Genomic DNA, 14,580 nt, shown 5'->3' with positions numbered 1-14,580 from the left:
ATGTTGGAAAATATGAAAGGCGCCATCTTTGATCTGGATGGCGTGATCGTAGATACAGCCAAATATCATTATTTGGCGTGGGCGAGTCTTGCAGATGAGCTTGGCTTTAAATTCACGGAGGAGGATAACGAGCGGCTTAAAGGTGTGAGCCGGATGAGATCGCTTGATATCCTGCTGGAAGTGGGTGGCCTGGAATTTAAGGAAGCAGAGAAGCTGGCAATGGCGGAGAAGAAAAACCGCCTGTACGTAGAATACATTTCTCGGCTCGAGGAATCGGAGCTGCTGCCTGGAGTGAAAGAATACCTGACAGGAATGAGATCACGTGGGATTGGGATTGCGTTAGGTTCAGCCAGTAAGAACGCTGAGTTTATTTTGAATAAGCTGAACATTACAGACTTATTTGATGCAGTTGTTGACGGCAACAAAGTGTCACTAGCCAAACCGGACCCAGAGGTGTTCCTGATCGCGGCTCAGGAGATAGGCTTGCAGCCGGATGAATGTGTTGTGTTTGAAGATGCTGAGGCAGGCGTTCAAGCAGGTAAAGCTGCTGGGATGAAGGTTGTAGGTATCGGCAAACCTGAGGTGCTGAAGGAAGCAGATCTGGTCGTTAAAGGATTGTATGAGCTGCTGACAGACTAAAGCTCTAAATGAACATGGGACCGACTCCAAAGTAGCGGATGACTTTGGGGGCGGTCTTTTTTTGTGCAAAGTCTCTGTATTTAGCTGGCTCAGACTGTCTATCGGACCTCATAGTCGCTATTAGCCAAAATTACGCTCATTTGAGAAGATATCGGACTCCATAGTCGCTAATGGCTCGAAAAGCCCTCGTATCGCGCATGTTTGGAACGAATAACGCCTCTGGAGTCCGAACCTCCCCGTAAAAGCAGGAATTTGTTCAAATAGCTGCATCTGAGTCCGATAGCTTATCATGAAAATAGTGTGTGTTGGAATGCAAAACGTCGAATAAGTAGCTGAGCTGCACATTAAGTAATTCAGATAGTTAGTCTAAAGCTCAGACGGAGATCGGATCCCATAGTCGCTATTAGCCGTACATTAAGTAATTCAGAACGTTAGTCAAAAGCTCGGACAGTGTCTCGGACCGCATAGTCGCTATAAGTAATAATCCGGCTCATTTGTGAACCTATCGGACCCCATAGTCGCTAATGGCTCGAAAAGTCCTCGTATCGCGTATGTTTGGAACGAATAACGCCTCTGGAGTCCGAACCTCCCTGTAAAAGCCAAAAATCAGCCCAATAGCTGCATCTGAGTCCGATCGCTCAACGTGAAGAGGGTGTGTGGGAATGTAAACGCTGAATAAGTAGCTGAGCTGCACATTAAGTAATTCAGATAGTTAGTCTTAAGCTCAGACGGTGATCGGATCCCATAGTCGCTATTAGCTGCATATTAAGTAATTCAGAACGTTAGTCAAAAGTTCGGACAGTGTATCGGACCTCATAGTCTTTATAAGTAATAATCCGGCTCATTTGAGAACCTATCGGACTCCATAGCCGCTATTGACTCGAAAAGCCCGCGTATCGCGCATGTTTGGAACGAATAACGCCTCTGGAGTCCGAACCTCCCCGTAAAAGCCAAAAATCAGCCCAATAGCTGCATCTGAGTCCGATAACTCATCGTGAAGAGGGTGTGTGGGAATGTAAAACGCCGAATAAGTAGTAAGTCGCACATCAAGCAATCCAACGCACAGTAAGCACCACCATCGCACATCAAGCAATCCAACGCACAATAAGCACCACCATCGCACATCAAGCAATCCAGACGCCCAACAGACAAAGCACATTCATGTATTGAAGTACTTGAGTATTCAAGTGTTCAAGAACATACATCGCACTTCTTCCATTTAGAGTTCATTCCTCCTAGCCCCACGCAGTGTCCTTTACGTCGGCCTCCCACTTTTTCTGTTTGCGGTTTTTAAGAGTTCCGTTGATGGAGTTGCGAAGTGGAGGTTTGGAGCTGGAGAAACGCCAGTGGTCGCCTTTATCCTCGGATTTCTACCGCTCAGCGGTATAAAATCAGGAAATCTGAGGATAACAGCGATCGTAAGCCCAAACGCTCTACGTAGTGGCGAACATATCATCGTGCTCTTTTTATCCGCCCAACAGAAAAAACTACATACAAATGAACATAAAAAACTTTAAAATAAACATATGTAAGCGTTTATCACTTTGATATAGTTATTGAACCCGGAGGTGTATCTCGATGTTGTCTAGGCTGATTAGGCCGATTTTGAAGCTAAACGTCAAACAACAGCTTATCCTGCTGTTTCTGATTATGATCTCGCCGATTCTGTTTTTGAACATTTACGGGAATATGAAGGCTGAGCAAATTCTGAAGCGCCATGTGACGAATGCTTATGTAGAGCTGAACAAGCAAAACTTCACCATCATTAACCGAGATATCGATACCGTAAATAAAATTACTACCACTGTAATTCAAAATCCTCTGATTCAACAGATTAATATGACGGGTTCGGATACCATTCTGGAGCGGGTTAAACGTTATGAGACGATAGAGAAGCTGTTGGTCAGTTACTCGCAGGGAGCGGAGCGTGGGGACGGCATCTATTATTCCCTTTATATATACGATCCCGAGGATTATTATTTTTTTGCACCCAATTTCCCACAGGTTAAGAAGGCGGGGGTATATTTCTTTTCCAAAGCGGAAGAGCCCTATTGGTTCGAGGAGGTTGTCCAGAAAAAGGGTCGCGGATCTCTAAAATTTACAGGGAAGCTAAGTGCACAAGCGGAAAACTTGAAGACTCTTACCTATATGAGAGCTGTCAATAACATCTCCAGAAAAGCTGAGACCATTGGGGTTTTAGTCATTACCAAAATGGACGCAAAAATCGGAGAATCCCTTAAATCCATATCGTTGCCTGATGGTGATATTTACTTAACAGATCTGGATAATCGTGTACTCGCTTCTACTACGAATAATACTGGTGAGATCATTACGCTGCCGGAGACGGTCGTTGCTGAGGATTTGGAGGGAACCGTGGATGTTATTACCTCGGATTTTATTTATGTGGTCAATAATAACCATGCCTTAGGACAGAAGCTAGTCTACAAAATCGCCGTAAAAGCGCTGCTGCAGCAACAAAACGAAATGAAAAGTGTGATTCAATACATAACTGTGGCCTATGCTGTTTTTGGATTAATCATGATTACTTATTTCTGGCGTTCATTAATGACGCCTTTGCAAAAGTTAGCTTTTTTCGTCCGGAAGTTTGAGCCAGGCAATCGTGTCCCTGAGACGCCAAAAAGAGGGAGTAACGATGAGGTCAGTGTGCTGATTGGCTCTACCTATGACATGGCCCGCAGGCTAAATGGACTAATTACTTATAAATACCAGATGGAGCTAAAACAGAAGGAATCACAGCTTCAACTGCTCTATCAGCAGATCAATCCGCATTTGCTCTACAACACTTTGGAGAGTATTTACTGGAAAAGCTCGCTGGAAGGTAACGTTGAATCCGCCGAGATGATCAAGGAATTATCCAAGCTTATGAAGATTAGCCTCAGTCGGGGAAGGGAGCTGATTAGCCTTGAAGAAGAGCTGGAGCATGCAACGGCCTACATCAAGCTGCAGCAGCACCGGTATGATTATATATTTCGTGTAGTAATGGAGATTCATCCAGATACGAAAAGAAATCTAATTCCTAAAATTACCCTGCAGCCGTTAATTGAGAATGCTATTATTCATGGTGTCAAAAATATGGGCGAAGATGGGGAAATCATCATTAGTGCAGTTTGTGTGGACGATACCGTCGAGATCACTATTGAAGATAACGGCTATAAGACTGTTGATTATCAGGCCATCGAAGCTGTGCTGAATGACGACAGTCCAAATCCGGCCAGCGGTTACGGGATTCGCAACATTAACCAGCGTATTCATTTACACTTCGGCTCTGATTATGGCATCAGCTATACCCCTCGTAAAGAGGGCGGTACATTGGTGACGGTTAAGCTTCCGAAATCAGAGAATCAGGACTAAGGAAGGGGAGCATACAGATATGTTCAATATATTAGTTGTGGATGACGAACCCTTGATTTGTAAAGGGCTGAGCAATTTATTAGCTTCTTCGGGGTTAAACATAGACCATATTTATACAGCAAACAGTGGTTTTGAAGCGCTGGACTGCATTCGGATGGAGGAAATAGACCTGCTCGTTACTGATATTCAGATGGGCGCAATGAGCGGGATTGATCTAATGCAGCATGCAAAATTGGCCAAACCCTGGGTACAGACCATCGTGATTTCTGCACACGAGACGTTTCAATATGCGCAAATGGCCGTTAGGCTTGGAGCGAAGGATTATTTGATCAAACCTTTGAACAGTGAGCAATTTCTGGATTCGGTGCGAAATGTGCTGCTTAAGATGGGGAAACCATCACTAGAATTGGATATTTTCATGTCAGGAATTAACGAAAGCTTTCGGCTGGAAGAGCCGCTTCCGGAATACAGCAAGTTATTGAATGAGCTGCTCATTGAGCCTGAAGGTGTACTGTGTGATGCAGAACGCTTGCAAAAGCTGGATAACCTGAAGCTGCAAGGGCCGTATTTTTCCGTCTTAAAAATTAAGGTACCTCTGGCTGGAATGAATCAGGAGAAGCACTACACCCTGCGGGACAGACGGCTTCTTTGTTATGCCGCGCTGAATATCGCCAAAGAGCTGATGGATCAGGAGTGGAACTCGACAGCCTTTTACGCAGAGGATGAAGAGATTACGATCATTATTCAGTGGGATGAAAAAAGCTATGAAGATTCGTCTGCCAGCCAAATTAATAGGCTAGATATCCTTGGCCGTAGTCTTCATTTTAATATTCAAAAATATCTGCACTTAAATGCAGTTATCGGCATCAGCCAGATTCTCAAGGGTCTTTCTTTTATGGCTGTATTGAACCGTCAAGCCTCCAAAGCCATTCTCTGGAATAATGAACACAATGACCATTATGTGTTTTACTACGGGGATTTTAATTGGAACAGCTACACAACCGATCCTTCAGTAGAAGAGCTTCATACACGCAGCAATCTGATTGTAGAGAAAGCGAGAGAGTATATTGACGAGAACTATGCGCAAAAAGGATTAACCATCCATGAAGTGGCTAAGAAAAACCATGTCAGCCCCAATTATTTGAGCTATCTGTTTAAGAAAAATACAGGTTACAACCTGTGGGAATATGTAATTAAGCTGCGGATGGAAGAAAGCCGGGAGATGATTTTGAACACAGATCTTCGCAGATACGAAATCGCCGAGCGTGTAGGTTATGAATCACCGGAGCATTTTAGTAAAATTTTCAAAAAATATTATGGGATTAGCCCCAGTGAATTGAAGAAGTAAAAACACATACTACTTCGGTAGATTTAGACATGTTCAGTACAACCCTCATTTTCTACAATTTAAGGTAGGAAGCATTTTGCGAAAAATGCTGAAAGAAAAATGGAATGAGGGAGCCTGATGAATCAAACCGCAGTTGTATCCGAAAATCCGCCGGCGCTGAAGGGTACACCTTACAAGCAAAACCGCTGGAAGAAAAACTTTTGGGGATATATGTTCCTCGTACCTGCTGTGATTATTTTTGTAATGTTCTTGTGGGTGCCAATTTTTAAAGGCTTGTTGTACAGCTTCTACCATGTTGATTTTGTAAAAGGGAATAGCTTTGTTGGCTTTGAGAACTATGCTAGAGCCCTTAGTGATCCGGATGTTTTGACCGCGTTAAAAAATACAGGGTATTACATGCTTCTATGTCTTATTATCGGGTTCTGGGTTCCGATTGCTTTTGCTATTATGATCTCGGAGCTGAGAAGGTTCGGGGGCTTTGTGCGGGTAGCGGCTTACCTACCTTTTGTAATGCCTGGTGTGGTGCTATATGGACTCTGGAGATGGCTTTATGATCCTGTGGGCCCAATCAATGCAGTATTAAGCTCGCTTGGTGTGGACCAGGTTGCCTTCCTGACAGATACAAGGTGGTCTATGATTTCCCTTGTTTTTATGGAGACGTGGCAGCAGTTTGGATCAGGGATGTTAATATACTTGGCTGCTGTACTCAGCATTCCGCGGGATTGGTATGAAGCAGCTGAGATTGATGGGGCGGGTGTGTGGGCACGTATAAAGTACATCACATTGCCTTCGCTACGTAATTTGATCATTTTGATGTTTATATTACAGATTATCGGGACTTCACAAGGGTATCAGTCACAAATGGCGCTGCTTGATGGTGGACCGAATAATACTACGCTTACCTATGCGCTGCTGATCGTAAAATATGCTTTTACAAGACTCGATTATGGAACAGCGACTGCGCTTGGCATGCTAATGTTCATAGTCCTAGGTGGTTTGGGCATTTTACAGTTCAAGCTTAACAAGGAGGACAACTAAGATGAAGAGCGCAGATAGAGGGATTCTCTCAGAACATGATTTGAAAAAAACAAGCAATAAGATCGTTTATGGCTTGATGTGCGTGGTTATTTTGATTATGGTGTTTAGCATGCTGTATCCGATCTGTATGACGTTATTTAACGGACTGAAATCGAATCAAGAGGTGAACTCATTCCCACCGCATTTTTTCCCGCAGGAATGGCACTTCAGCAACCTTAAAGAAGCGATGAACTACATTGATCTGCTGATGTTCCTTAAGAACACTATTTATATTTTTGTGGGGAATATGGTCGTGACACTAGTCGTATTGGGAATGTCTGCTTTCAGCATTTCTCGTATGAATGTTCCTTACAGAAAGGCAATTTATTTCTTTTTCCTGATGACATTGTTTATTCCGGCGACCAGCTACATGATTCCCAACTTTGTCAATCTAAAAGAGCTTGGATTACTGAATCAGTACGCTGCCTTTTGGCTGCCGGCTGGTGCGAATACATTCTATTTTCTACTCTTAAAGAACTTTTTTGATGGGATACATCCTGAAATTTTTGAAGCAGCGCGGATTGACGGCTCCTCTGAGCCGAGAAGCTTTTTCTCCATTGCAGTGCCATTGTCGGTTCCGATATTTGCTACGCTGGCGATCTTTATCTTTTCTACTGCATGGAATGACTGGTTCTGGCCATCTCTGGTTATGCACAGTGAAGAGAAATATACGCTCGCGACAGCAATCTATAAATACGTTATTAATGTAAAGGCACTTAATACGAATATTAAATTCGCTATCCTATTTATCGTATCGTTGCCGCCGATCCTTGTCTTCCTGATCTTCCAAAAGTTCATTATGCGTGGCGTCGCATTATCAGCAGTTAAGGGATAAGCGCGGATCGACGAATTTAGTCACGGATCGTAAACATGCACATGAAAGGAATATAAATGCACCTCGTTTGTAAACGATTTCTCTTTTATGATCGATATGTAAGATAACTATGAATTGAAAAGGGGAGTTTCAATGCGTAAGTACTCTAGCGTGCTACTAAGCCTCCTTGTGGCCGGATCATTGTTAACCGCATGCGGCGGTAACAACAATAACGGAAACACAACAGGAAACAAGGAAGGGGAAGCGACTACTGCGCCAACGAATGCTGCAACAGATAATGCTGGCAGTGCTACAGCAGCGCCAACTGATGATATCACACAAAGAAAAGTGACCATCAAAATTCACTATCCAACCCCTGACCTAACCGAAGTTAGAGCACAGGAAGATGACAAGATCAAACGTTTCCAAGAGGAGTATCCGAATGTTGAAATCGTCAAAGACGATTGGCAGTACAATGTAAGTGAAATCGGCATCAAAATGGCAGCGAATGAAGCTCCAACCTTCTTTAACACTTACGCTACAGAAGCAAAATTCCTAGTTGAAAAAGGCTGGGTAGCTGACATTACGGATCTGTGGAATAAATACGAATTTAAGGATCAAATTAACCCGGTTCTCCAAAATCAATTTATCATTGACGGAAAAGTATTCGGCGTAACTCAAAAGGGTTATGTAACAACCACAATGATCAACAAAAAAATGCTGGATGAAAAAGGCGTTGCTGTTCCATCTATGGATTGGACTTGGGATGATATGCTGAATACCGCGAAAGGTGTAGCTGATACCAAAAAAGGGATTTCCGGTATTGCTCCAATGGGTAAAGGGAATGAAGCAGGCTGGAACTGGACCAACTTCCTGTTCGAGGCTGGCGGTGAAATTCAGAAGATTGAAGGCGGTAAGGTTGTAGCTACTTTTAATTCTGAGGCTGGGATTAAAGCGCTGGATTTCTACAAGAAACTTAGATGGGAAGCAAATGCGATTCCTCAGGACTGGGCACTGGGCTGGGGTGATGCTGTAGGCGCATTCCAACAAAGTCGTACAGCAATGGTAATGGCTGGATCTGACGGTGTTATTGAGCAAGCGTTGAATCAAGGCGGTCTGAAACCAGAAGATGTACTTACGTATCCAATGCCTGCGATGGAAAAAGGCGGAAAACACACTGGGGTACTTGGTGGTGACTACCTTGTAATCAATCCAAATGCAACGCCAGACGAGCAAGAAATGGCATTCCGTTATATTACATTTGATTACTTCTCCGATAAAGGTCTAGAAGCACTGGATGCGGTTCTGCAACAACGTACAACGGATGGCAAATACTTTATTCCGCCGCTCTTAGATTACTATTCTGCAGATTCTGACTTCGGCAAGAAAACAAAAGCTGTGTATGATAAATATACAAATGTATATCAATACAGCCCTGATATTTTAGGCTTGCTGGACGGTAAACCGGAAGCGCAATACAATACACAGGACTACTACGCAACCATGTCCAATGTAATACAAGAGCTGTTCTCCAAAAAAGGAACAGATTCCAAGACACAGCTTGAAGCTGCTGCCAAAACAGTGCAAGAGAAATTCTTCGATACAATTAAAGTAGAATAGGCAAGGAAGAACAGAACCGGCTCCTTTAGGAGTCGGTTTTTTTATGTTTATATTATTGATATTTTTATAAATCAACACGACAGATGGCTTCCGACTATTTTTTAGAGGGTCATGAGAAAAATAGAGTGTCAACAAAAATTAGATTTGCATTTTTAAAATATTTTTGCGAGCGGAAAGGTAGAAAATGGGTATCGGTTCTTGTCTTTTTAAACATAAACTTTAGATTTAAGGAATAATACAGCATAAATAATGGTAAAAAACCTATAATATGATCGAATGAAAGCGCTTTGAAAACAAATCAAAAAAACTTTATACTTTGTGAAAGATTTCACTATACAAGGTGGAAATGATGTGATAAGATAAATGTGTAGAGAAAAACAACCTAAAAATTGACAGGAGGACGAGGGAGATGGCAGTTAAGAACGAAGTCGCCGCCCAAGTTAAACAAACTACCGCTGAAGAGTATATTCAGACTTTGGTGGATAAAGCGAAAAAAGCACATGAGGCATTCATGGCGCTGGATCAAGAGCAAGTTGACACAATCGTTCATGCAATGGCGTTGGCTGGACTCGACAAACATATGTACCTCGCTAAATTGGCTGTAGAAGAAACTGGCCGCGGGGTTTACGAAGACAAAATTACTAAAAACATCTTCTCGACAGAATATATCTGGCACGGAATTAAATACGATAAAACAGTAGGCGTTATTGAAGACAATGCTTATGAAAGCTTCCAAAAAATTGCTGAGCCCGTCGGAATTGTAATGGGTATCACACCGGTAACCAACCCTACATCCACCACGATGTTTAAAGCGTTGATTTCGATTAAGACACGGAACCCTATTATATTCGGTTTCCACCCATCTGCGCAAGAGTGTAGTGCAGCAGCTGCTAGAATTCTTCATGATGCGGCTGTAAAAGCTGGCGCACCTGAGAATTGTATCCAATGGATTGAAATGCCAACGATGGACAAAACAAACGCTTTGATGAATAACCCTGACGTTGCACTTATTCTTGCAACTGGCGGTTCTGCAATGGTAAAAGCAGCTTATAGCTGTGGTAAACCAGCTCTTGGCGTAGGTCCTGGTAACGTACCTGCATTCATCGAAAAGAGCGCGGATATCGATCAAGCCGTAACGGACATCATTCTTTCCAAAACATTTGATAATGGTATGATCTGTGCTTCCGAGCAAGCTGTTATTATCGAAGAACCAATCTTCGATCAAGTGAAAAAGAAAATGATCGCTAATGGCTGCTACTTTGTTAACAAAGAAGAAGCTGCCAAACTGACTAGCGGCGCTATGAACGTTGATAAATGTGCAGTTAACCCAGCAATCGTAGGACAATCCGCAGTGAAAATTGCTGAAATGTGCGGCATTCAAGTTCCTGCCGGCACTAAGATTCTGGTAGCAGAACTTGAAGGTGTAGGCACTAAATATCCATTGTCCGCTGAAAAATTGAGTCCTGTGCTTGCTTGCTACAAAGTTAAAAACGCAGATCAAGGTATTGAACGCGCAGCACAAGTTGTTGAATTTGGTGGTATGGGCCATAGTTCGGCTATCCACTCCAACAACGAAGAAGTAATCATGAAGTTCTCCAACCGTCTGCAAACAGGACGTATTCTTGTTAACTCGCCTTCCACTCATGGTGCGATCGGCGATATCTATAACACTAACATCCCTTCGTTGACGCTGGGCTGCGGATCTTATGGTCGTAACTCCGTGTCGCAAAACGTTACAGCAATCAATTTGATCAACGTGAAAAGGGTGAATCGTCGTACCGTGAATATGCAATGGTTTAAAGTACCTGACAAGATCTATTTCGAAAAAGGCGCTACTCAGTACCTGACCAAAATGCCTGATATCACACGTGTCGCAATTATCACTGACCCAATGATGGTTAAGCTTGGATATGTGGAGAGAGTTGAACATTACCTGCGTCAACGCCAAACTCCTGTAGCGATCGAAGTGTTCTCGGAAGTTGAACCAGATCCATCGACAACTACAGTTGAAAAAGGTACAGCAATGATGAACAGATTCCAACCGGACTGCATCATCGCACTTGGCGGTGGTTCCCCAATGGATGCTGCAAAAGGAATGTGGTTATTCTATGAACATCCAGACGCAGACTTTAACGGTCTGAAACAAAAATTCATGGATATCCGTAAACGGGTTTACAAATTCCCTAAACTTGGAAACAAAGCTAAGTTTGTAGCGATTCCAACTACTTCGGGTACGGGTTCGGAAGTAACATCTTTCGCAGTTATTACCGATAAAACAACTGAACAACACACTAAATATCCTTTGGCTGACTACGAGCTAACTCCAGACGTAGCTATCATTGATCCAGAGTTCGTATATAGCTTGCCAAAAACTGCTGTAGCTGATACAGGTATGGACGTATTGACACATGCCATCGAAGCTTATGTATCTGTTATGGCGAGTGACTACACGGATGGTCTGGCAATTAAAGCAATCCAATTGGTATTCCAATACCTTGAAAAATCGGCTCTTGAAGGCGACAGAGTTGCCCGTGAAAAAATGCATAACGCATCAACACTTGCTGGTATGGCCTTTGCTAATGCTTTCCTGGGTATTAACCACAGCTTGGCGCATAAATGGGGCGGTCAATATCACACTGCTCATGGTCGTACTAATGCGATCCTTATGCCACACGTTATTCGTTACAATGCTAAGAAACCTACGAAGTTCGCTTCGTTCCCTAAATATTCACACTTCGTAGCTGACGAGCGTTATGCAGAAATCGCCCGTATTCTGGGATTGCCAGCTCGCACAACTGAAGAAGGTGTAACTAGCCTGATCAATGCTATTCGCGACATGAACAAAAAACTGGGTATCGAAGAATCCTTCCAACAATTGGGCTTTGATCCTAAGGATTTTGAATCCCATGTAGATTACTTGGCTGACCGTGCATTTGAAGATCAATGTACAACTGCCAATCCTAAGCTGCCACTGGTATCTGAACTTGCAGATGTATACCGTAATGCTTTCTACGGAAGATTTGATAATTAATATTTGGTTAAGTAGATAATAGGATGGTTGTGGATTAGATATAAGTGACAAATATCACCCGAAAGGTGATATTTGTCACAGTCTATTTATAGAAAATAAACTAAAATGTTTATATAAACAACGGTCCCATATATGGAACAATGATTGTGAATTTTCGAACAACCATGTTTTTCTTGGGATCACGAGACACGGGATCAACCTTCAAGCCCGCGATCTCTACAAATATAATATAAATATAGATGGAGGGATTTAGCATGTCGGTGATTGAAAAAGATGTACAAGAAGTGAAATCCGGTTGGAGAAGTTTTGCAAAAGGTAAATGGTCCAGAAAAGTTGACGTTAACAACTTTATCGCAAGCAACATTAAGCCTTATGAAGGAAACGAAGAATTCCTCGTAGGACCTACTAGTAACACAACTGAACTGTGGAAGATTATTTCCCAATTGAGCAAGGAAGAAAGAGAAAGAGGCGGCGTATGGGATGTTTCCCTAGATACTGTCTCCACAATCACTTCACATGCTCCAGGCTACATTGACAAGGACAAGGAACAAATTGTAGGCGTACAGACTGATGCTCCTTTCAAACGTTCCATCCAGCCATTCGGCGGGATCAAGATGATGGTTGATGCTACGAAGGCTTATGGCTTCGAGCTTCCACAAAACATCGTTGACATGTTTACGAACATTCGCAAAACGCATAACCAAGGCGTATTTGATGCATATACACCAGACATGAGAGCTGTGCGTAAATCCGGCGTAATTACAGGTCTTCCTGATGCTTACGGCCGCGGACGCATCATCGGCGACTACCGCCGCATTGCTCTGTACGGTATTGATTTCCTCATTAAAGACAAAAAACAACAACAAACTGAGCTTGAAGTAGATTCCATGACTGAAGATATCATTCGTTTGCGTGAAGAGCTGTCTGAGCAAATTCGTGCACTTGGCGAATTGAAAGAAATGGCAGCTGCTCATGGTATGGATATTTCCAGACCGGCGACCAACTTCAAAGAAGCTACTCAATGGGTATACTTCGGATATCTGGCAGCAGTTAAAGAGCAAAATGGTGCGGCGATGTCCCTGGGCCGTGTGTCCTCTTTCCTGGACATCTATGCAGAACGCGATATTGCTGAAGGTACTTTGACTGAAGAACAAGTACAAGAAATCGTCGATCATTTCGTAATGAAACTGCGTATCGTGAAATTCTTGCGTACACCTGACTATAATGATCTGTTCTCCGGCGACCCAACATGGGTAACTGAATCCATCGGTGGTATGGCTGAAGACGGAACAACTCGTGTTACTAAGAACAGCTTCCGTTTCTTGAACACCCTGTACAACTTGGGTCCAGCTCCGGAACCAAACTTAACTGTACTGTGGTCCGAAAAATTGCCTGAAGCCTTCAAAAAATATTGTGCTAAGGTTTCCATCGAAACTAGTGCAATTCAGTATGAAAATGACGATGTAATGCGTCCATACTGGGGTGAAGATTATGCGATTGCTTGCTGCGTATCTCCAATGCGTATCGGTAAACAAATGCAGTTCTTCGGCGCTCGTGCCAACCTGGCAAAAGCATTGCTGTATGCTATCAATGGTGGTATAGACGAAAAATCCGGAGCACAAGTTGGACCGGAATTCCCAGCGATCACTTCTGAATATCTGGATTATGACGAAGTAATGAAACGTTTCAAACCGATGATGGAGTGGTTGGCTAAGACTTATGTTAACACTTTGAACATCATTCACTATATGCATGACAAATATTCTTACGAACGTATCGAAATGGCGCTGCATGACCGTGACATTCTGCGTACGATGGCTTGTGGTATTGCTGGGCTGTCCGTTGCAGCTGACTCACTAAGCGCAATTAAATACGCCAAAGTAAAACCTATTCGTAACGAACAAGGTATTGCGATCGACTTCGAAACCGAAGGCGAATTCCCTTGCTACGGTAACAATGACGATGCTGTAGACAGCATCGCAGTAGAATTGGTTGAAACCTTCATGACTATGATCCGTAAAAACAAAACATATCGTGATTCTGTACCGACTCAATCGGTACTGACCATTACTTCGAATGTAGTGTACGGTAAGAAGACAGGTACTACACCTGACGGACGTAAGAAAGGTGAACCTTTCGCACCAGGTGCTAACCCAATGCACGGACGTGACAAGAAAGGCGCCTTGGCTTCCCTGAACTCTGTAGCTAAACTGCCTTACTCCGATGCACAAGATGGTATCTCTAATACGTTCTCCATCGTACCTAAGGCACTTGGTAAAGACGAGGATTCCCGTAAGTCTAACCTGGTACACATGATGGATGGATACTTCCATAACAACGCTCAGCATTTGAATGTTAACGTATTTAACCGTGAACAGCTGATGGACGCTATGGAGCACCCAGAGAACTATCCACAATTGACTATCCGTGTATCCGGTTATGCAGTTAACTTCATCAAGCTGACTCGTGAACAACAAATGGATGTAATCAACCGTACATTCCACGGTTCGATGTAATTTGTTCCTGTCATGAAGATCTTTGAATTAGTACTACTATTGAAATAATTGCAAGGAAGATACCGCCCTTGTCTCAAGGGCGGTAATATCTTGTTTGAGAATTGTTAAAATTTTAAATTTTATTGCCGCGATATAGGGATATGACAGTCTCAAGGACAGGGAT

General features: G+C 43.0%; 8 protein-coding genes. All 8 read left to right on the top strand.

Translation table 11 applies throughout. The features are described 5' to 3' along the window. Positions 1-639: a beta-phosphoglucomutase gene (pgmB, locus tag MHB37_RS23060; RefSeq protein WP_076130680.1), complete on the top strand. Its 639-nt coding sequence runs from the start codon at positions 1-3 to the stop codon at positions 637-639. 1,578 nt (positions 640-2,217) lie between these two features. Continuing rightward, a complete protein-coding gene (locus MHB37_RS23055) occupies positions 2,218-4,011 on the top strand; it encodes a sensor histidine kinase (protein ID WP_076193077.1) in 1,794 nt (597 codons plus the stop codon). A 19-nt stretch (positions 4,012-4,030) separates the two neighbouring features. Next, on the top strand, positions 4,031-5,359 hold the full coding sequence (locus MHB37_RS23050; RefSeq protein ID WP_405168572.1) for a response regulator: 1,329 nt from the start codon (positions 4,031-4,033) through the stop codon (positions 5,357-5,359). A 210-nt stretch (positions 5,360-5,569) separates the two neighbouring features. After that, positions 5,570-6,397 carry a carbohydrate ABC transporter permease gene (locus MHB37_RS23045; protein WP_370510708.1) on the top strand — a complete coding sequence of 276 codons (828 nt, stop codon included), beginning with the start codon at positions 5,570-5,572 and terminating at the stop codon, positions 6,395-6,397. Between the two features lies 1 nt (position 6,398). Beyond that, positions 6,399-7,271: a carbohydrate ABC transporter permease gene (locus tag MHB37_RS23040; RefSeq protein ID WP_036682930.1), complete on the top strand. Its 873-nt coding sequence runs from the start codon at positions 6,399-6,401 to the stop codon at positions 7,269-7,271. A 132-nt stretch (positions 7,272-7,403) separates the two neighbouring features. Continuing rightward, on the top strand, positions 7,404-8,870 hold the full coding sequence (locus MHB37_RS23035) for an ABC transporter substrate-binding protein (RefSeq protein ID WP_076129626.1): 1,467 nt from the start codon (positions 7,404-7,406) through the stop codon (positions 8,868-8,870). A gap of 409 nt (positions 8,871-9,279) precedes the next feature. Beyond that, positions 9,280-11,901 (top strand): bifunctional acetaldehyde-CoA/alcohol dehydrogenase, encoded by a 2,622-nt coding sequence (gene adhE, locus MHB37_RS23030; RefSeq protein WP_036682925.1) that lies wholly within the window; start codon positions 9,280-9,282, stop codon positions 11,899-11,901. A gap of 254 nt (positions 11,902-12,155) precedes the next feature. Next, on the top strand, positions 12,156-14,417 hold the full coding sequence (gene pflB, locus MHB37_RS23025) for a formate C-acetyltransferase (protein ID WP_248548410.1): 2,262 nt from the start codon (positions 12,156-12,158) through the stop codon (positions 14,415-14,417). The last annotated feature ends 163 nt before the right edge of the window (positions 14,418-14,580 follow it).

Origin of the sequence: Paenibacillus sp. FSL H3-0286 (assembly GCF_045040705.1) — a bacterium.
Lineage (GTDB): Bacteria > Bacillota > Bacilli > Paenibacillales > Paenibacillaceae > Paenibacillus_AQ > Paenibacillus_AQ odorifer.
The sequence above is the reverse complement of the archived record's forward strand: the minus strand, read 5'-3'. Positions and strand labels throughout refer to the sequence as shown.

Coding starts and splice junctions, on each gene's coding strand:
- pgmB (WP_076130680.1), top strand. CDS start 1: ATGTTGGAAAATATGAAAGGCGCCATCTTTGATCTGGATGGCGTGATC.
- MHB37_RS23055 (WP_076193077.1), top strand. CDS start 2,218: ATGTTGTCTAGGCTGATTAGGCCGATTTTGAAGCTAAACGTCAAACAA.
- MHB37_RS23050 (WP_405168572.1), top strand. CDS start 4,031: ATGTTCAATATATTAGTTGTGGATGACGAACCCTTGATTTGTAAAGGG.
- MHB37_RS23045 (WP_370510708.1), top strand. CDS start 5,570: ATGTTCCTCGTACCTGCTGTGATTATTTTTGTAATGTTCTTGTGGGTG.
- MHB37_RS23040 (WP_036682930.1), top strand. CDS start 6,399: ATGAAGAGCGCAGATAGAGGGATTCTCTCAGAACATGATTTGAAAAAA.
- MHB37_RS23035 (WP_076129626.1), top strand. CDS start 7,404: ATGCGTAAGTACTCTAGCGTGCTACTAAGCCTCCTTGTGGCCGGATCA.
- adhE (WP_036682925.1), top strand. CDS start 9,280: ATGGCAGTTAAGAACGAAGTCGCCGCCCAAGTTAAACAAACTACCGCT.
- pflB (WP_248548410.1), top strand. CDS start 12,156: ATGTCGGTGATTGAAAAAGATGTACAAGAAGTGAAATCCGGTTGGAGA.